Annotated in this window: 28 protein-coding genes; 16 read left to right on the plus strand and 12 right to left on the minus strand. The window is 70.1% G+C overall.

Translation table 11 applies throughout. The annotated features are described in order from the left end of the window. Positions 1–63 precede the first annotated feature (63 nt). From AB0305_RS16975 to AB0305_RS17000, 6 genes are all read right to left on the minus strand, one after another. Positions 64–705 carry an NAD(P)-binding domain-containing protein gene (locus AB0305_RS16975; protein WP_364133995.1) on the minus strand — a complete coding sequence of 214 codons (642 nt, stop codon included), beginning with the start codon at positions 703–705 and terminating at the stop codon, positions 64–66. A 110-nt stretch (positions 706–815) separates the two neighbouring features. Further along, positions 816–1145 carry a DUF6221 family protein gene (locus tag AB0305_RS16980; protein ID WP_290256218.1) on the minus strand — a complete coding sequence of 110 codons (330 nt, stop codon included), beginning with the start codon at positions 1143–1145 and terminating at the stop codon, positions 816–818. A gap of 94 nt (positions 1146–1239) precedes the next feature. Then, positions 1240–3114, minus strand: a complete 1875-nt coding sequence (locus AB0305_RS16985; RefSeq protein WP_290256217.1) for a Na+/H+ antiporter — start codon at positions 3112–3114, stop codon at positions 1240–1242. Between the two features lie 42 nt (positions 3115–3156). Further along, positions 3157–4527 carry an ammonium transporter gene (locus AB0305_RS16990; RefSeq protein WP_364133991.1) on the minus strand — a complete coding sequence of 457 codons (1371 nt, stop codon included), beginning with the start codon at positions 4525–4527 and terminating at the stop codon, positions 3157–3159. A gap of 290 nt (positions 4528–4817) precedes the next feature. After that, a complete protein-coding gene (locus AB0305_RS16995; protein ID WP_364133988.1) occupies positions 4818–6239 on the minus strand; it encodes a S8 family serine peptidase in 1422 nt (473 codons plus the stop codon). 177 nt (positions 6240–6416) lie between these two features. Further along, positions 6417–6668: a DUF2630 family protein gene (locus AB0305_RS17000; protein WP_290256214.1), complete on the minus strand. Its 252-nt coding sequence runs from the start codon at positions 6666–6668 to the stop codon at positions 6417–6419. A gap of 267 nt (positions 6669–6935) precedes the next feature. Between AB0305_RS17000 and AB0305_RS17005 the strand changes: the two genes are divergently transcribed. Both AB0305_RS17005 and AB0305_RS17010 read left to right on the plus strand, forming a co-directional pair. After that, positions 6936–7502, plus strand: a complete 567-nt coding sequence (locus AB0305_RS17005) for a type 1 glutamine amidotransferase domain-containing protein (protein WP_364133985.1) — start codon at positions 6936–6938, stop codon at positions 7500–7502. A 193-nt stretch (positions 7503–7695) separates the two neighbouring features. Next, positions 7696–8109, plus strand: a complete 414-nt coding sequence (locus AB0305_RS17010) for a VOC family protein (RefSeq protein ID WP_364133982.1) — start codon at positions 7696–7698, stop codon at positions 8107–8109. Here the strand turns inward: AB0305_RS17010 and AB0305_RS17015 are convergent. Continuing rightward, positions 8106–8348 carry a hypothetical protein gene (locus tag AB0305_RS17015; protein WP_364133979.1) on the minus strand — a complete coding sequence of 81 codons (243 nt, stop codon included), beginning with the start codon at positions 8346–8348 and terminating at the stop codon, positions 8106–8108. The two genes, AB0305_RS17010 and AB0305_RS17015, sit on opposite strands and share 4 nt — an antisense overlap. Before the next feature lie 196 nt (positions 8349–8544). Here AB0305_RS17015 and AB0305_RS17020 point away from each other — a divergent pair, with 196 nt between their 5' ends. From AB0305_RS17020 to AB0305_RS17030, 3 genes are all read left to right on the plus strand, one after another. After that, a complete protein-coding gene (locus AB0305_RS17020; RefSeq protein ID WP_364133976.1) occupies positions 8545–8886 on the plus strand; it encodes a cytoplasmic protein in 342 nt (113 codons plus the stop codon). A 181-nt stretch (positions 8887–9067) separates the two neighbouring features. Beyond that, positions 9068–9916, plus strand: coding sequence for an alpha/beta hydrolase (locus AB0305_RS17025; RefSeq protein WP_364133973.1), 849 nt, complete (start codon positions 9068–9070; stop codon positions 9914–9916). Beyond that, positions 9913–10593, plus strand: a complete 681-nt coding sequence (locus AB0305_RS17030) for an alpha/beta hydrolase (protein ID WP_364133970.1) — start codon at positions 9913–9915, stop codon at positions 10591–10593. Before AB0305_RS17025 ends, AB0305_RS17030 begins: the two co-directional genes overlap by 4 nt. Here AB0305_RS17030 and AB0305_RS17035 read toward each other — a convergent pair. After that, a complete protein-coding gene (locus AB0305_RS17035; protein WP_364133967.1) occupies positions 10590–11324 on the minus strand; it encodes a GAF and ANTAR domain-containing protein in 735 nt (244 codons plus the stop codon). The two genes, AB0305_RS17030 and AB0305_RS17035, sit on opposite strands and share 4 nt — an antisense overlap. A gap of 299 nt (positions 11325–11623) precedes the next feature. Between AB0305_RS17035 and mgtA the strand changes: the two genes are divergently transcribed. From mgtA to AB0305_RS17050, 3 genes are all read left to right on the plus strand, one after another. Then, a complete protein-coding gene (gene mgtA / locus AB0305_RS17040) occupies positions 11624–14359 on the plus strand; it encodes a magnesium-translocating P-type ATPase (RefSeq protein WP_364133964.1) in 2736 nt (911 codons plus the stop codon). A 102-nt stretch (positions 14360–14461) separates the two neighbouring features. Beyond that, positions 14462–15814: a phosphoribosyltransferase family protein gene (locus AB0305_RS17045; protein ID WP_364133961.1), complete on the plus strand. Its 1353-nt coding sequence runs from the start codon at positions 14462–14464 to the stop codon at positions 15812–15814. Positions 15815–15817: 3 nt separating this feature from the next. Beyond that, complete coding sequence (locus tag AB0305_RS17050; protein ID WP_364133958.1) at positions 15818–16243, plus strand: DUF302 domain-containing protein; 426 nt, start codon at positions 15818–15820, stop codon at positions 16241–16243. 36 nt (positions 16244–16279) lie between these two features. Here the strand turns inward: AB0305_RS17050 and AB0305_RS17055 are convergent, their stop codons facing one another. The 3 genes from AB0305_RS17055 to AB0305_RS17065 all read right to left on the minus strand — a co-directional run bounded on the left by AB0305_RS17055 (position 16280) and on the right by AB0305_RS17065 (position 17861). Continuing rightward, on the minus strand, positions 16280–16546 hold the full coding sequence (locus tag AB0305_RS17055) for a DUF6480 family protein (RefSeq protein WP_290256203.1): 267 nt from the start codon (positions 16544–16546) through the stop codon (positions 16280–16282). A 101-nt stretch (positions 16547–16647) separates the two neighbouring features. After that, positions 16648–17370: a hypothetical protein gene (locus AB0305_RS17060; RefSeq protein WP_364133955.1), complete on the minus strand. Its 723-nt coding sequence runs from the start codon at positions 17368–17370 to the stop codon at positions 16648–16650. 17 nt (positions 17371–17387) lie between these two features. After that, positions 17388–17861, minus strand: a complete 474-nt coding sequence (locus tag AB0305_RS17065; protein WP_364133953.1) for a universal stress protein — start codon at positions 17859–17861, stop codon at positions 17388–17390. A gap of 159 nt (positions 17862–18020) precedes the next feature. On the opposite strand from AB0305_RS17065, the gene AB0305_RS17070 reads away from it, so the two are divergent. Then, complete coding sequence (locus AB0305_RS17070) at positions 18021–18893, plus strand: NAD(P)-dependent oxidoreductase (RefSeq protein WP_290256200.1); 873 nt, start codon at positions 18021–18023, stop codon at positions 18891–18893. Between the two features lie 8 nt (positions 18894–18901). Continuing rightward, on the plus strand, positions 18902–19933 hold the full coding sequence (locus AB0305_RS17075) for an aldo/keto reductase (protein ID WP_364133950.1): 1032 nt from the start codon (positions 18902–18904) through the stop codon (positions 19931–19933). 19 nt (positions 19934–19952) lie between these two features. Here AB0305_RS17075 and AB0305_RS17080 read toward each other — a convergent pair whose 3' ends face one another. After that, positions 19953–20756 (minus strand): FCD domain-containing protein, encoded by an 804-nt coding sequence (locus AB0305_RS17080; RefSeq protein ID WP_364133947.1) that lies wholly within the window; start codon positions 20754–20756, stop codon positions 19953–19955. 133 nt (positions 20757–20889) lie between these two features. Between AB0305_RS17080 and AB0305_RS17085 the strand changes: the two genes are divergently transcribed. The 6 genes from AB0305_RS17085 to AB0305_RS17110 form a co-directional block, all read left to right on the plus strand. Then, on the plus strand, positions 20890–22185 hold the full coding sequence (locus AB0305_RS17085; protein ID WP_364133944.1) for a sugar ABC transporter substrate-binding protein: 1296 nt from the start codon (positions 20890–20892) through the stop codon (positions 22183–22185). Positions 22186–22294: 109 nt separating this feature from the next. Beyond that, on the plus strand, positions 22295–23263 hold the full coding sequence (locus tag AB0305_RS17090; RefSeq protein WP_364133941.1) for a sugar ABC transporter permease: 969 nt from the start codon (positions 22295–22297) through the stop codon (positions 23261–23263). Further along, entirely contained in the window at positions 23260–24153 is an 894-nt protein-coding gene (locus AB0305_RS17095; RefSeq protein WP_290256195.1) for a carbohydrate ABC transporter permease, read from the plus strand. Before AB0305_RS17090 ends, AB0305_RS17095 begins: the two co-directional genes overlap by 4 nt. Positions 24154–24159: 6 nt before the next feature. After that, positions 24160–25308, plus strand: a complete 1149-nt coding sequence (gene dgoD, locus AB0305_RS17100) for a galactonate dehydratase (protein ID WP_364133938.1) — start codon at positions 24160–24162, stop codon at positions 25306–25308. Between the two features lie 5 nt (positions 25309–25313). Next, positions 25314–25973: a bifunctional 4-hydroxy-2-oxoglutarate aldolase/2-dehydro-3-deoxy-phosphogluconate aldolase gene (locus tag AB0305_RS17105; RefSeq protein ID WP_364133935.1), complete on the plus strand. Its 660-nt coding sequence runs from the start codon at positions 25314–25316 to the stop codon at positions 25971–25973. Continuing rightward, positions 25970–26625 (plus strand): sugar kinase (locus AB0305_RS17110; RefSeq protein ID WP_366173479.1); only part of this gene is annotated, 656 nt, incomplete at its 3' end. The genes AB0305_RS17105 and AB0305_RS17110, both read left to right, overlap by 4 nt.

Below are 26625 nucleotides of genomic sequence, written 5' to 3' on the forward strand. Positions count from 1 at the left end.
GAGCCGGACCGCGGGCGCCGGGGGGGGCGCCGGCGGTCCGGGGGGTAGCGCCGGAGAGCTCGGCTAGAGGGTGCGGGGCGCCTTGGCCAGGTTCTCGCGCAGTTCCTCGGAGTTTTGGCGGCTGCCGTAGGCGGGGCGGTCGCGTTCCACGCGCCAGCTCTCGGAGAGCGGGCCGATGTTGACGGTGTCGAAACCGAACTCGTCGTACAGCCGGGTGACCAGTTCCGCGGCCTCCGGGTAGTCACTGGCGGTGGCCAGCGCCCGGCGGTTCTCGGTGCCGGCCGGGGTGCCGTCTGTGGTGATCTGGGTGTACATGATGTGGTTGAAGCCCTTGGCCACCTTGGACTGCGGCAGGAGGTCCTGCAGCATGCCGGAGGTGGTGGCCTCGCCATTATCCAGCGCGGCGATGCGGCCGTCGCGCTCCCAGTAGTAGTTGTTGGTGTCCACCACGATCTTCCCGGCCAGCGGTTCCGCCGGGATGTCGCCGATGTTCTTCAGCGGGACGGTGACGACGGCGAAGTCGCCTGCCGCGGCGGCTTCGGCGGCCGTGGCCGCGCGGGCCTTCGGGCCCAGTTCCGCGACGAGGTCGCCCAGCGTCTCGGGTCCGCGGGAGTTGCTGATGACGACGTCGTAGCCGAGTTCGACCGCCTTGCGGGCGACCTGGCTGCCAATGTGACCTGCACCGATGATTCCAATAGTTGTCATAGTGGGGGCAACGGCCCGGGGTCCCGGGATATTTCGTGGAGTGCGGGCCGTTCGCTCTGCGCGGAGCTTTCCGTGCCCGGACGAACGCCAGTGGCCTGACGGCCGGCGCGTCAGAGCCTCAGCCAGTCCTCGTTGAAGTCGGGGTGGTCGACGTAGGGCAGCGCCACCGCCCGCAGCGACCGTTCCATCCAGTCCAGTGACCGGGGCGCCCAGCCGCCGTCCCCGGAGCCCCCGTCAACCGATTCGGTGACCATGGCCGTCAGGGCGGATTGCCGGGCGGCCTCCACCACCTGGATCAGCCGCCGTTTGGCCTCGCACTCGAGCAGCAGCCGCTGTTCGTACCATTCGCCGGACTTGGAGAGGGTCCTGTCGGTCAGCAGCGATTTGGCCGCGGCCTCGTCCTCGCCGATCCGTTGGGACAGGAATTCAACGATGTCCACAGCTCCGAGGGTACGCCCGGGTACCACCGGCAGGCACGTGCCGGCGCCGGGATCCGTCTGCAGTTGGCCCCGGCCGGTGCAAGCGAAGCGGTGCCTAGCCCAGCAGGTCGTCCTCGTAGCACCAGCGCCACTCCTCGCCGGGTTCGGCGCTGCGCATCACGGGATGGCCGGTAGAGCGGTAGTGCTTCGTGGCGTGGGTGCCGGGGGAGGAATCGCAACAGGCGACGTTTCCGCACGCCAGGCACATCCTGAGGTGGACCGGCGTCGTGCCCTCCCGCCGGCATTCGGCGCAGAAGGGGTCCTCGGGGACCTCGCGGTCCGGGGCGGATTCCAGGTGCCCGCAGGCGCCGCCGGGCTGCGCGAGGCCCTCGCCGCCGCCGTCCCCGGCCGTGTCCAGCTCATCGAGGGAGATATCCAGCATCGATTCCTCGACGTCCAGCCGGTCCAGGACCTCGCTGAGCACCTCGTGGGCGTACTCCCCGCCGCGCCTAAGCTCCAGCACCTTGGCCCGTTCCGCCTCCAGCATGGCCAGGCGCAGCTCCGCATAGCGCTGGCTGGGGGTGGCGGCCTCGGAGGTGGGCCGGCCCAGGCGCTCCCACGCTGCCAGGCCGCGCTCCTGGGTGCGCCGCTTCAGCATCGCCATCACTTCGGGCGGGTCGTTGTCGGTGCGCAGTTCCTGCAACCGCTCCACACCCGCAGCCGTCGCCAGCTGCATCAGGGACGCCTGGTTGAGGGCGTCCTCGCGCCGGTCCGGGCCCTGTACCCGCAGCCACCGCACCAGCGGGGGCAACGTGAAGCCCTGCAGGGTCAGGGTGCCACCCACCACCACCAAGGCCGCGAGGATCAGCACGGAGCGGTGTTCCAGGTCTGCCGGCAGCACCAGCACCGCGGCGAGGGTCACCACGCCGCGCATGCCCGCCCAGGACACGATTGCGGCGAATTGCCAGGGCGGGGCAGGGTCCTTGCGCTTGATGCTGGGAATCAGCCGCGGCAGGTAGGTTGCGGGGAAGACCCAGACCGGCCGCAGCACCAGCACCGCCAGCAGGATCACGGCGCACCCGGCCCAGATCCGGCCCGCGCCGAGCGAATCGTCCTGGACGCCCTCGATGATGGTCCGGACCTGCAGCCCGATCAGCAGGAAGACGGAGTTCTCCAGCAGGAACTGCACGGTGTTCCAGTTGCTGCGCTGGCTGAGCCGGGCCGCGCCGTTGGGCATGGACGGCGCCTTCATCCCCATCACCAGTCCGGTGACGACGACGGCGAGGACCCCGGAGGCGTGGATGGCCTCGGCCGGCAGGTAGGCGACGAACGGGGCCATCAACGACGTCGAGGTGTTGATCGCGACGTTGCGGATCCGCTTGCGCAGCATGGTCAGCACGTAGGCCGCGGCCAGGCCCACCACCAGGCCGCCGCCCGCGGCGAGCACGAAGCCCCCCGCGATGCCGGCCGCCGAGACGGTTCCGGCGATGGCGGCGATGGCGCTGCGCAGGCAGACCAGGGCGGTGGCGTCGTTGACCAGTGACTCGCCCTCGAGGATGGTCACGATGCGGCGCGGCATGCCCACCTTGCGGGCGATCGCGGTGGCGGCCACGGCGTCCGGCGGGGCGACGACGGCGCCGAGGGCGATCGCCGCCGCGAGCGGGATTTCCGGGAACAGCCACCAGACCACCAGACCCACGGCGATGGTTCCGAAGATCACGTAGCCCACCGAGAGCAGGCCGATGGCGCGGCGGTTGGAACCGAAGTCGAACAGCGAGGTGCGCAGCGCCGCCGCGTAGAGCAGCGGCGGCAGCAGGCCCACCAGAACCATTTCGGGATTCAGCTCTATGTCCGGGACGAAGGGAATGAAGGATCCCGCGACGCCGGCCAGGACCAGCAGCAACGGGACGGAGATGTCCAGCTTCCGGCCCAGGGCGCTTCCGGCGCAGACAACCGCTACGAGCACCAGCAAACCGAGGGCTATGTCCATAGGCTCATTCTGTCAGGCGCTCACCGCGGCGCGGGCCGGTCCTCAGGCGGTGTTGCCCGCCGTGACGGACTCTTTGACACGACCGTGTTCTTCTGCCGGTTCCCCGGTCCGTTGGCGGTCCGCCGGAGCCGCCTCGTGCACCGGGTGGGGGAGGCCGTGGTGGCCGAAGGGGTTGAAGCGGCTGTGTGCCAGGCCGTCGAACTCGTAGGCGGTCTCGGCGTGCTCGGAGCGGTCGACACCGGCCACCTCGGCCTCGTGGCTGACCCGGAAACCGATCGTCTTTTGGATGGCCAGGCCGATGACCGCCGTCGCCAGTGCCGAGAGCAGCACGGTGATCAGCACGGCAACCGTCTGGGCGACCAGCTGCTGCAGTCCGCCGCCGTAGAACAGCCCGCCGCCCTGGCCGTCCACGGGCAGGGCGATGAAGCCCAGGGCCAGTGTGCCGATCAGGCCGCCGCCGAGGTGGACGCCGACGACGTCGAGCGAGTCATCGAAGCCGAAGCGGAATTTCAGGTCCACGAAGACGCAGCAGGCGGCGCCGGCCAGCAGGCCCAGGCCGACGGCGGCGAGCGGGCTGACGTTGGCGCACGACGGCGTGATGGCCACCAGGCCCGCGACGACGCCGGACGCGGCGCCGAGCGAGGTGGGGTGGCCGTGGCGGACCTTCTCGACGGCGAGCCAGCTGAGCATGGCGGCGGCCGGGGCGGCGAGGGTGTTGACCCAGATCAGGCCGGCCTGTTCCACGGTGGTGGCGGCGCCGGCGTTGAAGCCGAACCAGCCGAACCACAGGATACCGGCGCCCAGCATGATGAAGGGGATGTTGTGCGGGCGGTGCGAGGGGTCCTTCGCGAAACCGTGGCGGTTGCCGACGATCAGGACCATGACCAGGGCTGCGGTGCCGGAGGCGATCTCGACGACGGTGCCGCCGGCGAAGTCGATGACCTGGCCGAAGATCTTGCTGACGGCCCCGCCGGGGCTCATCAGCCCGCCGCCCCAGACCATGTACGCCAGCGGGCAGTAGACGGCGGTGACCCACACCGGGACGAAGAGGGCCCAGGCGGAGAATTTGGTGCGGTCGGCGATGGCCCCGCTGATGAGGGCGACGGTGATGATGGCGAAGGTGGCGCTGAAACCGGCCTTGATCAGGTCCGGGGAGCCGATCAGCCGGGAGAGACCAGCGTTGGCGAACGGGTCTCCGAAGATGCCCAGCACGCCCTGGCCGGTGGACATCGAGTAGCCCCAGAGGACCCAGACGACGCCGACGATGCCCGCCGAGATGAAGCTCATCATGATCATGTTCAAGGAGGCCTTGGCGCGGGTCATGCCGCCGTAGAACAGGCCCAGGGCCGGGGTCATGAGCAGCGCGAGGGCTGCAGAGATGATGATCCAGACGCTTCCCGCGGTGAGCTGCACCTGCGTGTCCCTTCGTCAACCGTCGTACCGGGACACTTCGCCGCCGGCCCCCAACCGGGTTTAATCCTCGCGTCGGAGTGTTTCAGGCAGTCGGGCTCTGCGTTGCGGGAAAGTTACAGGATTCGGGCTTTCGTGTCGGGGCGTTAACGGGCATGTTTCGGGGATGTTAACGAGGGCTCACGCGCGCCGATTCGACGGTTCCCTGCCGGCTCGACGTTTGGAAGCGTCGAAACTGCAGGGAACCGTCGAAACGGGTGCGACAAGAGGCAACCGGAGCGGGCGGCGCAGACTCAGAAGCGGGCGATCTCCGTCAGGTAGCCGTAATACTTGGAATCGACGGGCCGGAGCGGGTCGCCGGTGAAGCCGAAGTCCCGGTGCCGGTGGTTGTACGCCTCGATGTGGTCCAGGAATTGCTCGCCCACCTCGGCCCCGGAACCATGGCAGGCCCCGTCGCTGATGCAGAGGGCGACGGCGCCGGCCACGGCGGGGCTGGCGAAGCTGGTTCCGTGGTTGATTCCGTAGCCCCCGGGTGCTGTGGAGAGGACGCAGACCCCAGGCGCCGCCATTGTATGGCGGCGCTCCTTGGCGGCTACCGCGTAGTTGGAGAAGAAGGCCGGGGCGTCGTCCTTCTGGCCGAAGATGCCGAAGTCCACCGTCCCGCAGACGGTGCCTGCGAGTCCGCCCGGCTGTCCGTCAAAGTCGGCGATCGCGGTGGCCGTGAGGACCTCGTGGTAGCTGGCCGGAACGGTGCCGGCCAGGTTGGAGGACTCGTTCCCCGCGGCCACAGCGTAGGTGACGCCGGCGCGGATCGAGCGGCAGATGGCGTAGTGCATCGGGTCGGTGCCCTTGCCGCAGTTGGCCGTGTCAGAGCCGGGGCCGCCGATGCTGATGTTCGCCACGGAGATGTCGTTGGTCGGGTCATCATCGCGGCGGGTGGAGGTGACCCAGTCGATCGCGCAGATGAGGCTCGCCTCGGTGATGACGTCGTCGTCCGTCACTACCCGGACCGACCAGAGCGGGGTGCCGGGCGCCGTGCCGATGATTCCGAGGTTGTTGTTGCGGGCGCCGATGACGCCGGCCACGGCCGTGCCGTGGCCCAGCTTGTCGATGGGGGTGACTGTGACGGGCTGGCCCGAGGTGCAGTCGACGCCGCCGCGGACGTTCAGGTCCGGGTGGTTGCCGTCGATGCCGCTGTCGATCACGGCCACGTTCACGCCGGTGCCTTTGTCGCGGGCCGGGTTGGCCCGGGCCGATTCCTGGGCCTCCTCGGGGTCGCCGCCGATGCGCTGCCACCACGCCGGCGCCACCTGCGACCCGGCCGGTTTCGGTTCGTCCGGCTGGCCGAAGCGCCGGTCCGCGGTGACGAAGTCCACGCGCGGATCCTTGGCCACCTGGGCCGCCTGGGCTTGGGTCATGGTGCCGGCATAGCCGCTGACGGCGTTGCGGTAGACGGTGGCGGTGGTGACTCCGAAACTGCTCCGGTGCGCGGCCGCGATTGCCCCGGCGTCGCCGGTGCCGTCCTTGAGGACCACGATGAAGCTTTGAGTGGGTGCGGCCGCGGAGGCCGGGGAGCCGCCCAGAGTCGCCGCTCCGAGCGCGACGACGACGGCGGCGGCCGCTGCCCAGGGCCGGGAGCGGCGGGGGGGGCCCGGCGGGGCGGCCACGGACTCCTTCTGCGCCGACGGGAAAAGTGTGCGGACAAAAGTGAACATCGTGGCCTCCATTAAGCGACTGCGCTTCCGGGTGCCCCCCGTCCATATGGTAGGCCGGTGCCACCGAAAAATCAGGGGCCCTTTGGTCCTTGGCCGCCCCCATAAAGTGCCGGCCGCCGTCGGGCGCCGACGTAGTGCGCCGCGCCAACCAAGGGCGCCTCGGCCGCCCGCGCCGCGTCAGCCCTTGTAGCCCTCCACCTGGCTGACCGGGCGGGCCTCGGCCTCATCCGGGTTCTCCCCGTACTGCCGCTTCGCGCGCCGCTGCCGGAGCAGGTCCCAGCACTGGTCCAGGTCCTCCTCGAGCTGCTGGAGGCGGAGACGGTCCGGAGCGTGGTCGTGGTCCGGGCTGGACGCCTCGGCCTGCTCCCGGAGTCCGCGTTCCTCGTCCACCAAGGCGGTGATGCGCTGCAGAATGTCGCGTTCGTCCATGATTGCCTGCTTCCTGCGGTGAGCCCGCGGTTCCGGTGCCGGTTTGACCCCGCCAGCGTAGCCACCGCCCGCCCCTGCTGAATAGAGGGCTGGTCCAGAGGGCCGGTGTGCCGGGCGGCGACTCCGGGCGGCTTACACCCATCATATGATCAGCTTGCTTATTATTTTCGAAGTTCCTAGAGTGGGAAAGGCAAGCCACCAATCTTTCTGCGCGGGGCACCGCGGCCGGCAGGCCGCCAGCGACGCGCACCGCTTAGAGGAGGACGTATGTCGGAACACAACATCTCGGGCAAGAAGGTCGCTTTCCTGCTGACGGACGGCGTCGAGCAGGTCGAGCTGACCGGCCCCTGGAACGCGGTCAAGGAAGCCGGCGGCGAGCCCACCCTGGTGTCGCCGAAGAGCGGCACCCTGCAGGGCTACGACGGTACCGACAAGGGTGAGACGTTCACCGTGGACCTGACCGTCGACCAGGCCAACGCCGACGATTTCCACGCGCTGGTCATCCCCGGCGGCGTCGTCAACGCCGACCACCTCCGTGCCGACAAGGGAGCCCAGGCCTTCGCCCGCAGCTTCTTCGAACAGCACAAGCCGGTCGCCTCGATTTGCCACGGCCCGTGGCTGCTGATCGACGCCGGTGTGGCCAACGGCCGCAGCCTGACCTCGTACTACACGCTCGAAACCGACCTCAAGAACGCCGGCGCCAACTGGTCCGACGAGCAGGTCGTGGTCGACCAGGGCCTGGTCACCAGCCGGACCCCGGACGATCTCGAGGCTTTCAACGCGAAGCTGATCGAAGAGATCGCCGAGGGCGAGCACGCCGGCCAGACCGCCTAGCAGGCAGCCCCAGCCGCGCCGCAGGCCGCGTCCCCATTACGGTGGGAACGCGGCCTGCGGCGTTTGGACCCTGTGCAGCGCGACCTCGATCCGGCAGGATGTCACCCAGCGGGAACCGGTCCCTCCGCGGGGTCCGGCACCCGCGGGCAACTGACCAGCAACAGCACCAGACCAGCACCGGGAGGCCGGAACTATGACCACGCTGAACCCCTACCTTGGCTTTCGCGACACCGCCAGGGACGCCATGACGTTCTACCAGTCGGTCTTCGGCGGCGAGCTGACCATGAGTACCTTCGCCGACTTCCACGCCAGCGAGGACCCCGCCGAGCAGCACAAGATCATGCACGCCATGTTGACGGCGGACTCGGGCATGGTGCTGATGGGCGCGGACACGCCCAACAGCATGGACTACACGCCCGGCAACAACTTCTCCGTGTCCCTCAGCGGCGCCGACGAGGCCGAGCTGCGCGGCTACTGGGACAAGCTGTCTGACGGCGGATCGGTCACGGTCCCGCTTGACCGGGCGCCATGGGGCGACATGTTCGGGATGTGTAAGGACAGGTTCGGGGTGGACTGGCTGGTCAACATCGCCCCGCCCGCGACCTAGTCCGGCGTGGTGTCGGTCGTGAGGCCGCGGTCATCCGTCGTCTCGGCGTCGTCCTCTTCAGCGGGGCCGGGGACCTTGCGCGAGTCGGGGGTCCCGCCGCCGTCTTGCTGACCGTCCGTCCCAGGCTCGCCGGCGGACCGGCCGGCGGCGTTGCCTTCCTCGTCGCGGGGGACCGGATTGCTGCCCTCTTGCACTCCGTCGCTGACGATCTCTTCGGGCTCAACCGGCTTGTCGCTCACGTGTTCCTCCGATGACTCGCATTTTCCGATGACTCGCGCGGACCGGGGGCCCGGGCCGTCCTGCCACGCTACAGGGACCCGCCGCGGCGGTACAGGCCCGCGGCTGCCGTGACGTGGCTGTACCGGCGCGGCGCCGCGGGGACGGCCGGGCAGTAAGGCCGTGGTGCCCGGGGCCGTCCGGGGCTACAGTCCGGACATGAACCAGGATCCTGTGGAGACCAACCCTGCCCTCTACCGGGTGGTCTTCGAAAATGAGAGGGTCCGCGTCCTGGAATACGTCGATGCCCCGGGCGACAAGACCGTGGAGCACCGGCATCCGGACTCGGTGATGGTCACCCTCAGCAGTTTCCGGCGCCGCCTTACCGCCAACGGACGGGAGACCGCCGTCGAGCTCCCCGCCGGGCAGGCGCGGTGGCTTCCCGCCCAGTCCCACTCCGGTGAGAACATCGGGGCGAGCGCCACGCACGCCCTCTTCGTCGAACTCAAGGAACCGGCTCCGGCCCCGTCCACCGGCCCGGCCCCCCTCGGCCCGGCCTAGCCGCATCCACCGGGGGCGGGCGCCGCAACCGACCCGCCCGCGGCAAACCCCGATTCGACGGTTCTGCGCCGGATCGACGCTTCCGCGCGTCTTATGGGCAGGGAACCGTCGAAGCGGCGCCCAGCACCCGCTCAGGTGTAGTCAGTATGCTTACGGGACGCCGAAAGAAACGAGATACCCCATGAGCAGGCCCGTGCGCATCGAGGTTGAGGTGGCCGGGCACGTGGGCCACGTGTTCGCCTCCCGCAGGACCGCGGACACCGACGACGCCGGAACCGCCGGCAGCGGCATCGGAACCAAGGGCACCGCGGAGCCTGCGCCGGGAGCGCCCCCCGTCGTCCTGATCCACGGAATCGGCGCCTCCCACCGCTACCTAGAGCGGCTGCACCGGAACCTCGCCGCGACGGTGGACACCTACTCGATCGACCTGCCGGGCTTCGGGGCCACACCGGAACCGGACCACATCCTCAACGCCGCCGAACAGGCCACCTACATCATCGGCGCGCTGGAGCGGCTGGGAGTGCTGGACTTCGTCATCGTCGGGCACTCGATGGGCACCCAGTTCGCCACGGAGGTGGCCGTGCAGCAGCCGGCCCGGGTCCGGCACGTGGTCCTGATGGGGCCCGTGGTCAACGACCGCAGGCGCACCGTGGCCCGGCAAGCGCTGGCCCTGGGCCGGGACTGCCTGTTCTTCGAGAGCCCGTCCTCAAACGCCGTCGTCTTCACCGACTACCTGCGCTGCGGACCCGCGTGGTACCTGAAAAACCTCAGGGTGATGATGGACTACCGCCTGGAGGACCGGATTATGGACGTGTCCGCCCCGGTCCTGGTGCTCCGCGGCGAGCACGATCCGGTGGCGCCGCGGGACTGGTGCCACCGCCTGGTGGCCGGGGCCGCCGCCGGTGCGTTCCTCGAGATCGAGGGCACCGGACACGTGGTCCAGCACAATAAATCCGTCGAAGTGGCCGAGGCGATCCTCCGCTTCGCCGGTTGGACCGAAACCGTCAACGCCGCGGAGCCCGCCGCATGAGCAGTCCTCTCCGGGTCGCCGGCTGGTGGGCGCTGGACTACGTGTACGCCGTCGGCCGCCAACTGCGAAGCGCCGTCTCCCGGGTGAGCCCGGATGAATTCCTCAGCGGGACGGGCCGCCCCGTCCTCGTCATTCCCGGCATTTTCGAGGACTGGCGCTTCATGCTGCCGCTGATCCGGACCCTGCACGACGCCGGGCACCCGGTGCACGTGGTGACCGTGCTGCAGCGGAACCGGCTGGCCGTGCCGAAGGCCGCCGAACTGATCGCCGGATACCTGCGGGACCGGGACCTGACGGACACCCTGATCGTGGCGCACAGCAAGGGCGGCCTGATCGGCAAGTACGCCATGATGGCCCTGGACCCCGAGCGCCGGCTGGTCCGCATGGTGGCCGTGGCCTCGCCGTTCTCGGGCTCGCGCTACGCCGGGTATCTGTTGCTGCCGAGCCTCCGGGCGCTCTCCCCGCGCAGCGCCGTGACCCTCCAGCTCTCCCGCGAGCAGCGGGTCAACGAGCGGATCACCTCCATCTACGGGCTCTTTGACCCGCATATCCCGGAAGGCAGCGTCCTGCCAGGGGCGCGGAATATCCAGCTCGACACCGGCGGACACTTCCGCATCCTGGCCCATGAACAGGCCCTGAAGACCGTTCTCGAGGAGGCGGCCGCCCCGCCGGCCTAGCTGTCGAAGTGCGTCCGCGCCGGTCCCTGCCCGAGGGAATCGACGATGCTTGCCGCCACGGTGTGCAGCTTGACGTTGCGGGTGCTGGAGGCGGTCTTGAGCAGCTCGAATGCCTCCGCCTGGCTGCAGCGGTTCTGCGCCATGATGATGCCGACGGCGACGTCGATGCCCGTGCGGGTCTCCAGGGTCGCCTTGAGGTTGCTGGCCTTCTCGCTGTAGTGGGCGAACCGGACCGCGAGGCGCAGCGCCATGGAGGTCTGGTTCACGAAGCCGTGAGCCAGATCGCGGGCCCGCTCGTCGAAGCGGTGCGGGCGGCGCGAATACAGGTTGAGCGCGGCCCGGGTGTCGCCGTCTAGGAGGAACGGGACCGCCAGAATCGAGCGCATGCCGTGTTCCCGGATCCGCGCCGTGCACTGCGGCCACCGGTCGTCCGCTTCCAGGTCCTCGATGTGAACCGGGACCTGTTCGCGGGATGCCGTGACGCACGGGCCGTCGCTGAAGCCGTACTGGATCTCGTCCATGGCCTGCGCCGCAGCGCTGCTGCTGGCCACGGTGGCAGCCTTGCGTTCCCTGAGGAGGGTAATGCCGCAAAGTACCTCGTCACCGTCCTCGGAGAGGGTGCGTGCGGAGACCTTCGCCAATTCGCCGAGGAACTCTTCCATGTCAGCGCTGGTGAGCACGAATTGGTTCAGGTGTTGGCTGATCGAAGCCACAGATGAATCACTTGCCACTGTTTGATAATGCCGTTTCGCTCGAGGTGTCGATCCGGCAGCTGCGGCACCACGGCGAGCAAGTTCACGGTGGGAACGGTGGCAGGGCCGGACCAAATTCGTCCAACGGCCTTCTGCTAAACCGTACCGAGAAAAAGTATATACAGGACGCCGGACTCTTTTGGCGACGACAAATCCGGCCGGCCGCCGGCAGCGGACGGCGCCCCGACCGCTGACGGGAAATCCGCCAAACCGCATGACGGGTGCCGGTGCCGGTCGTAGTCTTAGGCCTAACTGGCAGGCACTCGGACGGACACCGCATGTCACAGCTTGAACTACGGGAGGCCGCCTCCCCGCCGTTGACCATCACCGACGCCGCGCGGCTGGCGCCCGACGCCGTCCTGGCCGCCCTCGGCTCCGGGCCGGACGGGCTGTCCCGGGCTGCGGCCGTGGAGCGGCTGGACGCGGTGGGTCCCAACGCGGTACGGACCCACGAGGCCAGTGCCTGGTCGGTGCTGGCGCGGCAGTTCCGCAGCCCCATCCTGATCCTGCTGCTGATCACCGCCGGGCTCTCGCTCTTCCTGGGCGACGCCACCAACTCCCTGGTGATCGGCGTGATCCTCCTGGTCAGCGTCGGCCTGGGGTTCAGCAACGAATTCCGCGCCGAACGGGCCGCCGAGGCCCTGCACTCCCGCGTCACCCACACCGCCGTCGTGGTCCGGGAGGGGGCGGCCGCGGAGCTGGACGTTACCGCCCTGGTCCCGGGCGACGTCGTCCGGCTGGGCCTGGGCGCCATCATCCCGGCGGACCTCCGCCTCCTCGCCGCCAAGGACCTGCTCTGCGACGAGAGCATCCTCACCGGCGAGTCCCTGCCGGTGGCCAAGACGCCCGCGCCGGTGACGGAGAAGGCCTCCCTGGGCGACCTGACCTCCTGCCTCTTCATGGGGACCGTTATCCAGTCCGGCAGCTGCACCGGGGTGGTGGTCGCCACCGGCGGACGGGCCGAGTTCGGCCGGATCGCCCTGGGACTGGGGGAGCGGCAGCCGCAGACGGAATTCCAGCTGGGACTCAAACGCTTCTCCTTCCTGTTGCTGCAGGTCGCGATCGGGCTGACCACCCTGATCTTCGCCGCCAACCTGCTCCTGCAGAGGCCGGTGATCGAGTCGCTGCTGTTCTCCCTGGCGATCGCCGTAGGCATCACCCCGCAGCTGCTGCCCGCCGTCGTCAGCACCAGCCTGGCCACCGGTACCCGGCAGCTGGCCCGCCGCCGCGTGCTGGTTAAGCGGCTGGTCTGCATCGAGGACCTCGGCGACATGGACATCCTGGTCACGGACAAGACCGGGACCCTGACCGAGGGCCGGATCACCTTCACCGCCGCACTGCCCGTGGCCGCCGGGCCGGACCCCGGGGAGCTGTTCACCCTCGGCCTGCTGGCCACGGAGGCGGACTACACCGCGGCGAAGGCCTCGGTGATCGGCCAGAACCCGCTGGACGCCGCGCTCTGGGAGTCCCCGCAGGCCGCCGGCTTCACCCCGGCCGGCCACGAACGGCTGGACATCATCGGTTTCGACCACGTCCGGCGCCGCACCTCGGTGCTGGTCCGCGACGGCGCCGGCACGCCGCGGATCATCACAAAGGGATCCCCGGAGGACGTCCTGGCTCTCTGCGGACCCGTCACGGCCGAGGTGCAGGCGCTCCTGGACGCAGAGTTCGACGCCGGGTCCCGCGTCGTGGCGGTGGCCACCCGGGAGGCGCCCGGGCTGGCAGACCTCACCCCCGCCGACGAAACCGGGCTGGGGCTGGCCGGCTTCCTGGTCTTCCTCGACCCGCCCAAGGCCAACGCCCGCGAATCGCTGGACCGGCTGGAGGCACTCGGCATCACGGTCAAGATCGCCACCGGGGACAACGCGAAGGTGGCCGAGCGGGTCTGCGACGAACTCGGCGTGCTCTCCGGCGGCACCATCACCGGCGCCGAGGCCGAGGCCATGTCCGACCCGGAGTTGAGCGCCGCCGCCCGCGAGGCCAGCATCTTCGCCCGCGTCTCGCCCGAGCAGAAGGCCCGGATCATCCGGCTGCTGCGCCAGAGCGGCGGGGCCGTGGGATTCATGGGTGACGGCGTCAACGACGCGCTCGCGCTGCACCAGGCGGACATCGGCATCTCCGTGGACAGTGCCACCGACGTGGCCAAGGACGCCGCCGACGTCGTGCTCCTGGACAAGGACCTGGGCGTCCTGGCCGACGGCGTGATGGAGGGCCGCAGGATCTTCGCCAACACCATCAAGTACGTGCTGATGGGGACCTCCAGCAACTTCGGCAACATGTTCAGTGCCGCGACGGCCTCGGTGGTGTTGAGCTTCCTGCCGATGCTTCCGGGACAGATCCTGCTCAACAACCTGCTCTACGACACCGGCCAACTGGCCATCCCGGGGGACCGGGTGGACCGCGAGCAGCTGCTGGCCCCGGCGCACTGGAACATCGGCTTCATCCGGCGCTTCATGTTCCTCTTTGGCCCGATCAGCTCCCTCTTCGACTTCGCGACCTTCGCCCTGATGCTGTTCGTCTTCAACGCCGCCCCGGGGGAGTTCAGGGCCGGCTGGTTCATCGAGTCGATCGCCACGCAGACGCTGATCATCTTCGCCATCCGCACCCGACGGGTTCCCTTCCTCCGCAGCCGGCCCTCCATGGGACTGCTCGGCGCGTCCCTCGGCGTCGTGGCCCTGGGCATCTTCCTGCCGCTGTCCCCGCTGGCCGGGCTGCTGGGATTCGACCCGCTGCCGGTGCCCTTCTTCCTGGCGCTGCTGGGCATGACCGTGGTGTACCTGGTGCTGGTGGAACTGGCGAAGCAGTGGTTCTTCGCCCTGACCGCCCAGCAGCCCCCGGCGCCGGTCCTGCCCCGCGTCCGGCGCCGCGGCCGGGACCACCGCATGGCCCGCCGCGCAGCCCGCTTCAGCACCCCCGGGGCGGCCCGCCGGGGCCCGCTGGAACCGCGCCGCGGCAGGGCAAACCGGCGCAAACGAAACCGGGTCCAAGGGCCCTCACGCCCCCGAAAGCCGTGAACGATAGTGAGATGAAGCGGCCCGGCCGGGCATCCACCGCCCCCGCGGCCCGCTCCGCCGGCATCGCCCGGCGGCCGCACGCCTGATCGGAAAGCCGGGACCATGAGCATTTTTGAAGACCGGGTCGACGCCGGGCGGCAGCTGGGGAGGCGCCTCTGGGACCTGCGGGGCAAGGAAATCGTGGTGCTGGGACTTCCCCGCGGCGGCGTGCCCGTGGCGGCGGAGGTGGCCGCGGCCCTGGACGCCCCGCTGGATGTGATCGTGGTCCGGAAACTGGGCCTGCCCTACCAGCCGGAACTGGCCATGGGAGCGATCGGGGAGGGCGGGGCCCGGGTCCTCGAAGAACACGTCCTGGCCCAGTCCCGGGTGGGCGAGGACGAGCTCCTTGCCGTCGAGGACCGCGAGCGTGCGGTCCTGGAGAACCGGGTGGCCCGCTTCCGCAAGGGCCGGCGCCGCCAGGACCTGACCGGCCGGATCGCCGTGATCGTCGACGACGGGATCGCCACCGGCTCCACGGCACGGGTCGCCTGCAAAATCGCCCGCCAGCTGGGCGCCGCCCGGGTGGTCCTGGCCGTCCCGGTGGCGCCCGCGGACACGCTCGCCCGGCTGGTGGAGCCCGACGAGGTGATCTGCCTGGCCACCCCGCGCCAATTCACCGCCGTCGGCTACCACTACCGGGACTTCTCACCCACCGAGGATGACGAGGTGGTCCAGCTCCTCGACGCCGCAGCCCGCCGGCTCCACGACGCCCCGTCTTATCAGGGCACGGGCACGGCCGCGGCACCGGAACCGGCGGAGGTCGAGGAAGAGGTAGAGATCCCGGCCCACGGCGTGCGGCTGGCGGGACAGCTGCACCTTCCGGTCCCGGCGCGCGCCGTCGTCGTCTTCGCGCACGGCAGCGGCAGCAGCCGGCACAGCCCCCGGAACCGCTTCGTGGCCGGGGTGCTGCAGCACGCCGGGCTGGGGACCCTGCTGCTGGACCTGCTGACCCCGGCCGAGGAACGCGACCGGGCGAACGTCTTCGACATCCAGCTGCTCGCCCGCAGGCTTACGGCCGCCACGGAATGGCTGGGTACCCGGGAGGACACCGCAGTGTGCGATGTGGGCTACTTCGGGGCCAGCACCGGCGCGGCGGCGGCGCTGTGGTCCGCCTCCGAACCCTTCGCCCGCGTCACGGCCGTGGTCTCCCGCGGCGGCCGGCCGGACCTGGCCGGCCCGCGGCTCGCCGCCGTGCGCGCCCCGACGCTGCTGATCGTGGGCGGCCTGGACACCGAGGTCCTGGAACTGAACCGCCAGGCCAAGGCCCAGCTGCGTTGCCCGAACCAGCTGGCCGTGGTCCAGGGGGCCACGCACCTCTTCGAGGAACCCGGAACCCTTGCCGCCGCGGCCATCCTGGCCAGAGACTGGTTTGGCAAGCACCTCGCCCCCGCCAGGGCCGCCACCGTCAAGGAGTGATGCATGCAGTACACCTACACCGCCGTCGTGCCGGCCAGCTGGGAAGAAGCAGTGGCGAGGACCAAGGCGGCGCTCGCCGCCCAGGGCTTCGGGGTGCTGTCCGAGATCAACGTCCGCGACACCTTCGCGGCAAAACTGGGGGAGGACGCCGCGTCGGCCGTGGGCGACTATGTGATCCTGGGTGCCTGCAACCCGCACCTGGCCAGCAAGGCGCTCGCCGCCGAACCGGAGCTCGGCGCCCTGCTTCCGTGCAACGTGGTGGTCCGCCGCGGGGCGGGGGATCCGGCCACGACGGTCCAGGCGATCGACCCGCAGACCATGGTGCAGCTCAGCGACAGCGATGCGGTGCGTGAGGTGGCGGACGACGCCGGCACCCGGCTCCGTGCAGCCCTCGACGAACTGGTGCAGGGCTCCGACGCCGGCTCATAGGACCGGGGCCGGGCCGGAGTCCCTGCCTGGAAACCGCTACTCGGCGTGCCCTTGGTCCCGGCTCATCTGGCCCTCCGCCGGGGGAGTCTCGCCGGGCGGAACGCCGCCGCCGGGCTCCAGCCCGGTGATGTTTCCCTCCAGCGGGTCCGGGTTCGGGGACGCCGCGGCATCGGGCTGGCCGTCGCCGCGGGCCGCGGCATGCCGGGCCTTCAGCGCCTCCGCGGCCTCCGGGTCCGCCGAGCCGCCGCCGGGCTTGGGCGGGTCCGGGTTGGCCGGGTCATTTTCGGGGTGGTAGCTGCTCATGGTGGTGCCTTCCGTCGGGCCTGCTCAGGACGCTTTGATAAGCATGCTGACTATCCTAACCGCCCGCGGCACCCGCCGGACAGCCTCCCGCCGAACCCGGCCTAGATGCCGTGCCGGCGGTTGCCCCCGTGCCGGTGCGCACGGACCGCGTAGGCGAGCAGCGCGACGCCGGCGAGGATCACCACCGCCGGGACAACGACGGCGGACGGTACCAGGACGGCGGCGGCCTGCACCAGGAACGCCAGGCCCAGCACGCCCAGTACGGCCGCCGGCGCCAGCGGCCACCGCATCCGCACTTGCCGCACGGGGGTTCCGCCCGCGGCGGCGGCACGCGACGCCCCGGACTCCGGTTCCCCGTGGACCGGGACCAGGGCAAGCACGGCGAAGGTCACCGCCAGGCCCAGGAAGAAGACGGCGGCGGTGGTGGCATCCGGGAGGCCTGCCGGCAGGGCCACCACCACCGCCAGGGTCAGCATCACCCCGCACGGAATCAGCGCCCACCAGAAGCCGGGGACCCGCAGGAAGGCGGCCGCGAACCCCGCCGCCATGAGGACGAACAGGAAGGCGCCGGCCCGGCCGCCCGCGCCGGCCTGGCCGGCCAGGATCACGGCGGCCAGGCCCAGGAAGACCGAACCGGGTATCGCCGCCCACCAGAAGGCCCGGTCCCGGACGAACAGCACCGCGAAGGCCACGCCCACGGCCGCGAAGATCAGCGGCGGGATCACGACGGCGCCCGCCAGCACCCCGAGGACGTCGAGCAGCCACAGCAGCCCGACGCCCATCAGGGCCAGACCCGCTACGATGCTGGTTCGCGCCGACTGCATGGGTTGCCTCCCGGGCGTCACGCCGTCCCGGCAGCCCCGGCCTGTGCGGCGTCGTCCTGGCCCACGATCAGGACCGGGCACTTAGCGTGGGCGGCGCAGGCGCCGCTTACCGATCCCATCACCTGGGCGAGGAAGCCGCCGCGGCCCCGGCGGCCCACCACCAACAGCTGGGCGTCGGCGCTTTCGTCGACCAGCACCTTCGCCGGGGGGCCGAACCTCACCTCACGGCTCAGCCGCTCCGGGCGCTCGCTGCCGAAGGCCCGCTCCAGCGTCTCCTCCAGCAGCCGTTTGGCGGTCTCCTCCAGCTCTTCGGTGGACGCGGCGCGCTCCTCCGGCAGGTGGGAGGCGAAGAAGTGGTCGGAACTGCCCAGGCAGGTGACCACGGCCAGGGGGGCACCCAGACCGTCGGCCATGCGCCCCGCGAGGCGCAACGCAGTCGTCGAGAATTCCGAGCCATCGACACCCACGACAATCCGCTGATCTGCGCCCATGCCCCCACGATCGCCGCCGCCCCGGCCGCCGCCTAGGGCCGAAAGTCACCGCGGGAGGAGCGCGTGTAGCACTGTCCTCTGGGCGGACCCTGTGTGCGGCGGGGCCGCGGCCGATCTAGGGTGGAGCCACGGCAGCGTCGCGATCACCGAGGAGAACCGATGAGAATTGCACTAACCGGAGCAAACGGAAAACTGGGACGGCACGTGGTCCGCAGGCTTAGGGCCGACGGCCACCAGGTGACAGCCCTGGACCAGACCGGGGAACGGGACCCCGGTTTCACCCGGGTTGACCTGCGCAACTACGGCCACGTGGTGGACGTGATCCTGGGCCTGGACGACCGGCACGAGGGATTCGACGCGATCGTGCACCTGGCCGCCATCCCGGCGCCCGGACTGGCCCCTGACGCGGCCACCTTCGAGAACAACATGCTGGCCACCTACAACGTTTTCCAGGCCGCCCGCCGGGCCGGCATCAAGAAAATCGTCTACGCCTCCAGCGAGACCGTGCTGGGCCTGCCCTTCGACATCGACCCGCCCTACATCCCGGTGGACGAGGAATACCCCGCCCGCCCGGAGAGCACCTACTCCCTGGTCAAGCACCTGGAGGAGCAGATGGCGATCCAGCTGACCCGCTGGGACCCCACCCTGAGCATCAGCGCCCTGCGGTTCTCCAACGTCATGGACGCCGAGGACTACGAGGAATTCCCGTCCTTCGATGCCGACGCCCGGCTCCGCAAGTGGAACCTCTGGGGCTACATCGACGGCCGCGACGGCGCACAGGCCGTGGCCCGGGCGCTGGCCTACACCGAACCCGGCTTCGAGGCCTTCGTGATCGCCAACGCCGACACCGTCATGAGCCGGCCCAGCGCCGAACTCGCCGCCGAGGTCTTCCCCGGTGTGAAGGTGGTCAAGGACCTCGGCGAGCACGAGACCATGCTCTCGATCGACAAGGCCCGCCGCGTCCTCGGGTACGAACCGGAACACAGCTGGCGCGACTACCACTCGCTCGAGACCACCCCCACCGAAGACTGAGGACCCGCATGGACTACCGCACCCTGGGCGCCAGCGGCGCCGTCGTCTCCAACTACGCCCTCGGGACCATGACGTTCGGCGCCGAGGCCACCGAGGAACAGTCGCACGCGATCCTCGACCGCTACGTCGCCGCGGGCGGCAACTTCATCGACACCGCCGACGTGTACTCCGCCGGCGTCTCGGAGGAAATCATCGGCCGCTGGCTTGCCGCCCGTCCGGACGCGCGGGACTCGGTGGTGATCGCCTCCAAGGGCCGCTTCCCGATGGGGGCGGCACCCAACGACGTCGGCACCTCCCGGCGGCACCTGACCCGGGCGCTGGACGATTCGCTGCGCCGGCTGGGCGTGGACCACATCGACCTCTACCAGCTGCACGCGTGGGACCCGATCACCCCGCTGGAGGAGTCCCTGCGGTTCCTCGACGACGCCGTGCGCAGCGGCAAGATCGGCTACTACGGCTTCTCGAACTTCCTCGGCTGGCAGCTGACCAAGGCCGTGCACCTGGCCCGCGCCCACGGCTGGAACCCGCCGGTGACCCTGCAGCCGCAGTACAGCCTGCTGGTGCGCGAGATTGAGTCGGAGATCGTGCCGGCCTCCCTCGACGCCGGGATCGGCCTGCTGCCCTGGTCGCCGCTGGGTGGCGGTTGGCTCTCCGGCAAGTATCGGCGCGACCAGGCCCCGCAGGGCGCAACCCGCCTGGGCGAGAACCCGAAGCGCGGCATGGAGGCATGGGAGGCACGCAACGCGGATCCGCGCACCTGGGAGATCGTCGACGCCGTGCACGCGATCGCGGAAGGGCACAACGTCAGCGACGCCCAGGTGGCGCTGGCGTGGCTGGCGGAGCAGCCGGCGGTCACCTCGGTGATCCTGGGCGCGCGGAGCGTGGAGCAGTTGGAGGACAACCTCGCGGCGGCCGGGCTGGAGCTCTCCGCCGACGAGCTGGCGCGGCTCGATGAGGTCAGCGCGCCCCGCGTCGGCGTCTACCCGTATGGGCCGATGGCCCGGGAACAGCGCAGCCGCAAGATCGCCGGCGGCCGCTAGCGCAGGGTTGCCTCCCGGCTTACGGGGCGGCGGCCGTCCCCGGTTGCGGGGCGGCCCCCGGCCCGGGGGCGGCCGCGGCGTCGTCCTTGCCGGCGTTTTGCTGGTGGCTGCTGGACCAGATGTCGCCGATTTCCTCGGTGGACTGCTCCACAATGCGCCGCATGGCGGCGTGGGCGGCGTCCATTTCGCCGCGCTGGATGGCGCTGGCGACGTCGACGTGCAGCTGCAGCGCCTCGTGCTGGGGCAGGTGCGGCATCAGGCCGTGCTCGGTGCGGCCGGTGAGGACCTCGGCCACCAGGTTGTGGAGCTGGGAGAACATCGGGTTGCCCGAGGCCCGGAGCACGGCGGCGTGGAACTCAATGTCCAGGCGGAGGAACTCGTCCTGATTGCCGCGCTGGCCGGCCGCCCAGAGGCGGGCGGCCTGCGCCACCAGGTCGCTGCCGGCCTCCCAGGTGGCCCGCTCCGCGGCGAGCCGCGCCGCCTGCGGTTCGATGGCGCCGCGCAGTTCGTTCAGGGCCCGGAGCTGGTCCACCCGGCGCGACGAGGCCAGGCGCCACCGGATCACCTGCGGGTCGTAGAGGTTCCAGCATTCCTCCGGCCGGACGACGGTGCCGAGCCGGCGGCGGGATTCCAGCATGCCCATGGCCGAGAGCACCCGGGTGGCCTCGCGCACCACGGACCGGGACACCCCGTGCCTGGTCTCGAGTTCATCCAGCCGCAGGATTGAGTGCGGCGCCAGGGTCCCCTCGGCAATGGCGAGGCCCAGCGTCTGGACCAGCACGGAGTGCAGGTCAGCTGAAGACTCCGCCTTTGGGGTTTGCATGAATAAAGCATACGGGTGGGCGCAAGGGGTTGTTTAAGTCTGCTTTATTTCACTAGGATCGCTCCAGAGCAGATGTAAAGATGCATCCGCGCACGGCTGGACCGGGTCCGGCCCTGAAGACAAGGGAGTCGTAATGAAGCGGCGTTCTATGGTGAAATACGCGGCGGTGGCCGCGGCCCTCTCGCTCGGACTGACAGCCTGCGGCGGTGGCAGCGGCAGCAGCGATGCCAAGGCAGCCGGCACCGTCCGGGTCACCCTGGCCAACCACGTGTGGACCGACGGCATCAAGGCCGCGATCCCCGAGTTCGAGAAGGCCACCGGCCTCAAGGTCGAACTCACCCAGCTCGGTGAGGACCAGCTCTCCGACCAGTACAACGTCAAGCTCAACGCCGGCAGCGACGAGATCGACGTCATGATGTACCGCCCGCTCCAGGAGGGCAAGGCGTTCGCCAAGAACGGCTACCTCGCGGACCTGACCTCCAAGGTCACCGGCGACGCCGGCTGGGACTGGAAGGACTACCAGGAGGGCCCGGTCAAGGCTTCCACCGTCGACGGCAAGGTGGTCGGCGTCCCGATCATCACCGAGCGCGAGGTCCTCTACTACCGCAAGGACCTGCTGCAGGCCGCCGGTATCGAGGTTCCCAAGACCATGGACGAGCTGCAGGCCGCCGCGCAGAAGATCTCGACCGCCAACCCTGACACCGCCGGCTTCGTGGCCCGCACCGGCAAGTCCGCCGCCGTCACCCAGTTCTCCAGCTTCCTCTACAGCTTCGGCGGCGACTTCATCGATGCCAACGGCAAGTCCGCCATCGGCAGCGACGCGGCCAAGAAGGCCTACTCCTTTTACGGCGGCCTGATCAAGAACTCCGGCCCCAAGAACGTCAGCACCGACATGAGCTGGCCCGAGGCGATGGCCATCTTCACCCAGGGCAAGGCTGCCTTCTACACCGAGGCCGACTCGCTCTACAAGAACGCCACCGACCCGGCCAAGTCCAAGGTCGCCGACAAGGTGGGCTTCGCCGCCCTCCCCGCCGGCCCGGCCGGTTCCAAGCCGTACAACATCCCCTCGTGGGGCCTGGCCATCAACAAGGCCTCCAGCAACCAGGACAACGCCTGGAAGTTCATCCAGTGGGCCACCAGCAAGGACCGCACCCTGGCCGCACAGAAGGCCGGCGTCCCCGGCCCGCGCGCCTCGGTCTGGGCCGACCCGGCCGGCACCTCCACCTACCCGAAGGACCTCGCGGACGCGATCGCCGTCAGCGCCAAGAACGGCGTCGGCCACGACCGTCCCGAGGTTGTCACCGTCGGCAAGGCCCGCGAAATCGTCGGTGCCCCGATCGTCGCCACGATCACCGGCGCTGATGCCTCCACCGAGGCCTCCTCGGCGTCGGACGCGTTCCAGAAGTTCCTGGACAGCGAAAAGAAGTAGCGCTCCCTCCTCTGCGGGACGGCCGGTTTCCGGCCGTCCCGCGGGGGACCGCTCCACTCCGGGCCGGAACGCCGGCCCCACCTTCACCCCCTGACTCCTTAGGTGAACCATGTCTGTTCTGAACACCACCCGCAGCGACACGCCGCCGGGGACCGCCGGCCGTGGCCCGGCCCGCTCAGCCGGCCCGCAGCGCAGTTTCTCCGCCTGGGCCAACCGGCACCGCAAGTGGCTCTTCGCCGCCCCGGCGATGATCTTCGTCGGCGTCCTGATCATCTTCCCGCTGGCCTGGACCCTGTACCTGAGCCTGACCGACTCGCAGGGCTCGGTCCGCGCGGCGTCGGAGTTCATCGGCCTGGACAACTACGTCACGGTGCTCTCCGACGTCGAACGGTTCTGGCCCGCCGTCGGCCGCACGCTCTCCTTCACCGGCGTGGCCCTGATCTGCGAAGTAGTTCTGGGCATGGGCATCGCCCTGCTGCTCTGGCGGCCGTTCCGCGGCGAGAAGTGGGTCCGCGTCGCGATCCTGCTCCCGCTGGTGGCCACCCCCGTGGCGGTCGGCATGATGTGGCGCCTGATCTTCGATCCCAACATCGGCTTCGTCAACCAGCTCCTAGGCATGATCGGCATCCCGCCGCAGCCGTGGCTCTCCGGCCAGGACACCGCCCTGGGCACCACCATCTTCATGGACATCTGGCAGTGGACGCCCATGGTGGTGCTGATCCTTCTCGCCGGCCTGACTTCGCTCTCGGACGAACCCGACGAGGCCGCCCGGATGGACGGCGCCAACTCCTTCCAACGGTTCTTCTTCATTACCCTGCCGCTGATGATGCCGACCGTGATCGTCGCCATCCTGCTGCGCGGCATCGACGCGCTGAAGACCTTCGACATCCTCTACGCCACCAAGGGCAAGGGCGGCGGATCCTTCCACGAGGTGGAAACCCTCAACGTCTACGCCTACGGCCTGAGCTTCGACTACAACCAGTACGGGCTCTCCTCCGCGGTGCTGATCCTGTTCTTCATGATCATCATCGGCACCATGTGGCTGCTGACCATGCGCAAGAAAGCGGTAAGCAAATGACCGTCCCCACCCAGACCCCGGCCGGCACCGTCCCCGCCCCGTCCGCGGCGCCCCGTCCCGCCCGCCGCCGCAAGCCGCTGGCCACCCGCGCCTATAAGGTCTTCCGCGTCGTCGCCCTGATCGCCGTCGTGCTCTTCCTCATCGCCCCGCTGATCTGGATGCTGCTGGCCTCCTTCAAGACCAACGTGGACATCTACGACACGGCCAAGTCCTTCGTCTTCACGCCCACCGGCGAGAACTACGCCAACGTGCTGCAGCGGAACAACTACTTCATCTTCATCTTCAACAGCTTCTGGGTGGCCTTCGTCTCCACGGCGCTGTCCCTGGTGCTCGGCGTCCCCGCCGCCTACGCCATGAGCCGGTTCACCATGCACCGCTCTGCCCTGGTGGTCCTGATGGCCCGCGTCATCCCCGGCGTCTCGCTGCTGGTGCCCTGGTACTACGTCTTCTCCAACCTGAAGATGGTGGGCGGCTTCGAGGTGCTGATCCTCAGCCACATGTTCGTCGCGCTGCCGCTGATCGTCTACATCATGATGAGCTACTTCGACTCGCTGCCGCTGGAGCTGGAGGAATCCGCCCAGGTGGACGGCCTCACCCCGATCGGGGCGTTCCGCCGGATCACCCTGCCGCTCTCCGTCTCCGGCATCGCCACGGCCGGCATCCTGTCCTTCATCTTCTCGTGGAACAACTTCATGTTCGCCCTGGTGCTCTCCGGCTCCAAGACCAAGACCCTGCCGGTGGCGATCTTCGACTTCGTCTCCTACGCCAGCATCGACTGGGGCGGACTGATGGCCGCGGCCACGGTGGTCACCATCCCGATCATGATCATTGCGCTCTTCACGCAGAAATACATCGTTTCCGGCCTCACGGCCGGGGCCACCAAGGGCTAGGCACGAATGACACGCATCTGCAGAATCGAAACCTTCCTCGTCGCGCCGCGCTGGCTCTTCGTCCGGATCGAGACCGAGAGCGGCATCGTCGGCTGGGGCGAGGCCACCTGCGAGGGCCGCAGCGAAACCGTCCGCACCGCCGTGGACCAGCTCTCCGAGGTCCTGATCGGCCAGGACGCGCTGCGGATCGAGGACCACTGGCAGGTGATGACCAAGGGCTCCTTCTACCGCGGCGGACCCATCCTGGCCAGCGCCGTCTCCGGCCTGGACCAGGCACTCTGGGACATCGCCGGCAAGCACTTCAACACCCCCGTGCACCAGCTCCTGGGCGGTCACGTCCGGGACCGGATCCGGATGTACGGCTGGGTGGGCGGCGACGAACCCAACGAGGTGGCGGACCAGATCAGCGCGCAGCTGGAGGTGGGCCTCACCGCGGTGAAGATGAACGCGAGCGGACGGATGAGCCCGCTCGCCTCCGTGGCCGAGCTCGACGGCGTCGTCCGCCGGGTCGCCGCCGCGCGCGAGGTCCTGGGCGAGCACCGCGACGTTGCCGTTGACTTCCACGGCCGCTTCAGCCTGGCGAACGCCCGCCGGGTGGCGCCGCTGCTGGAACCGTACCGGCCGTTCTTCCTCGAGGAACCCGTGGTCCCGGAGAACACCCACCTGCTCCGGGAGTTCACCGCCTCCACCACCACCCCGGTCTCCACCGGCGAGCGGCTCTACAGCCGGCAGGAATTCCTGCCCGCCCTGCAGGCCGGGATCGCCGTGGCCCAGCCGGACCTCTCCCACGCCGGCGGCATCACCGAGGTGCGCAAGATCGCCTCGCTGGCCGAAATCTACGAGGTCCAGCTGGCCCCGCACTGCCCCCTGGGGCCGCTGGCCCTGGCCGCCTGCCTGCAAGTGGGGTTCGCGACGCCGAACTTCCTGATCCAGGAGCAGAGCATCGGCATCCACTACAACCAGGGCGCCGAGGTCCTGGACTACGTGGTGGACAAGACGCCGCTGAAATTCGTCGACGGCCACATCGAGCGGCTCACCGGCCCGGGCCTCGGCATCGAGATCGACGAGGCCGTGGTCCGTGCCGCGGACAAGCGCGGCCACGCCTGGCGCGGCCCGGTCTGGCGCCACAACGACGGCGCCTTCGCAGAATGGTAGGAAGCGTGAACACCACCCTCACTTCAGCGGCGCTGCTGGGCGGCATCAGCACCACCCGCCTGGTCGCCATCGTGCGCGGCAACGACGGCGGAGCGGCCGCCCGCGCGGCCCTCGCCGCCCTCGGGGAGGGCTTCCGCTTCGTCGAGATCGCCCTCACCACCCCCGACGCCCTGGGCGCCATCGCGGCGGTCCGGGCCGCGGCGCCCGGGGGCTGCTACGTCGGCGCCGGCACCGTCCTGACCGCACACGACGTCGCCGACGTTGCCGAGGCCGGGGGACAGTTCATCGTGACCCCCTCGCTGGCTTCCTCCATCGAGGAAGCGGTCCGGCTGGAGCTGCCCGTCCTGGCCGGGGCGTTCACCCCCAGCGAGTCCTACGAAGCGATGAACCGCGGCGCCACGGCCGTGAAACTCTTCCCCGCCTCCGTCGGCGGCCCCGGCTACCTGAAGGCCGTCCGCGACCCGTTCCCCGGCATTCCCTTCATCGCGGTGGGCGGCGTGGGACTGAACGAGGCCGAAAGCTACTGGGACGCCGGCGCCGTGGGCGTGGGCCTGGGCGGGCCGCTGTTCGGCGACGCCGCCTCCGGCGGGGACCTCGAACCCGTCCGGGAACGCGCCCGGGCCTTCGTGGAACTAGCCTCAGGCTACGCCGCGGGTCAGCCGTGAGCGTCGACCTGCTCACCCTCGGTGAGGCCATGGTCTCGCTCCGCTCCGCCGGTCCGCTCTCGGCCGGCGGGAGCCTGGGCATGCACGTGGCCGGGGCCGAATCCAACGTGGCGGTCGGCGTCGCCCGGCTGGGCCACCGCGTGGCCTGGGCCGGCGTCGTCGGGGCCGACCCGCACGGTGAATTCATCCTGCGCGGCCTGCGCGGAGAGGGCATCGACGTCCGCCACCGGGTGGAGGACACCCGCGGCACCGGGGTGATGTTCCTCGAACGCCGCACCGCGGACATCAGCCGGGCGTTCTACTACCGGGCCGGGTCCGCCGGCTCCACGCTCAACCGGGACGACGTGGACCGGGCCTTCGCCGCCGCGCCCCGGGCGCTGCACCTGACCGGCATCACCCCGGCCCTCAGCCCGGACGCGCGCCGGGCCGTGGATTACGCCGCCGCCCGCGGCGCCGCCGAGGGGCTCACCGTCTCCCTGGACGTGAACTACCGCGCCAAGCTCTGGTCCCGCGACGAGGCACGCGCCGTGCTGACGCCGCTCGCCCGGCATGCCACGGTGCTGATCGCCTCCGACGACGAACTGGACCTGGTGGCCGACGGCGGCGCACGCGGCCGCCGGGGGATCGGCGGCGGCGGCCCCGGTCCCCCGGC

The organism is Arthrobacter sp. NPDC080086 (assembly GCF_040702285.1).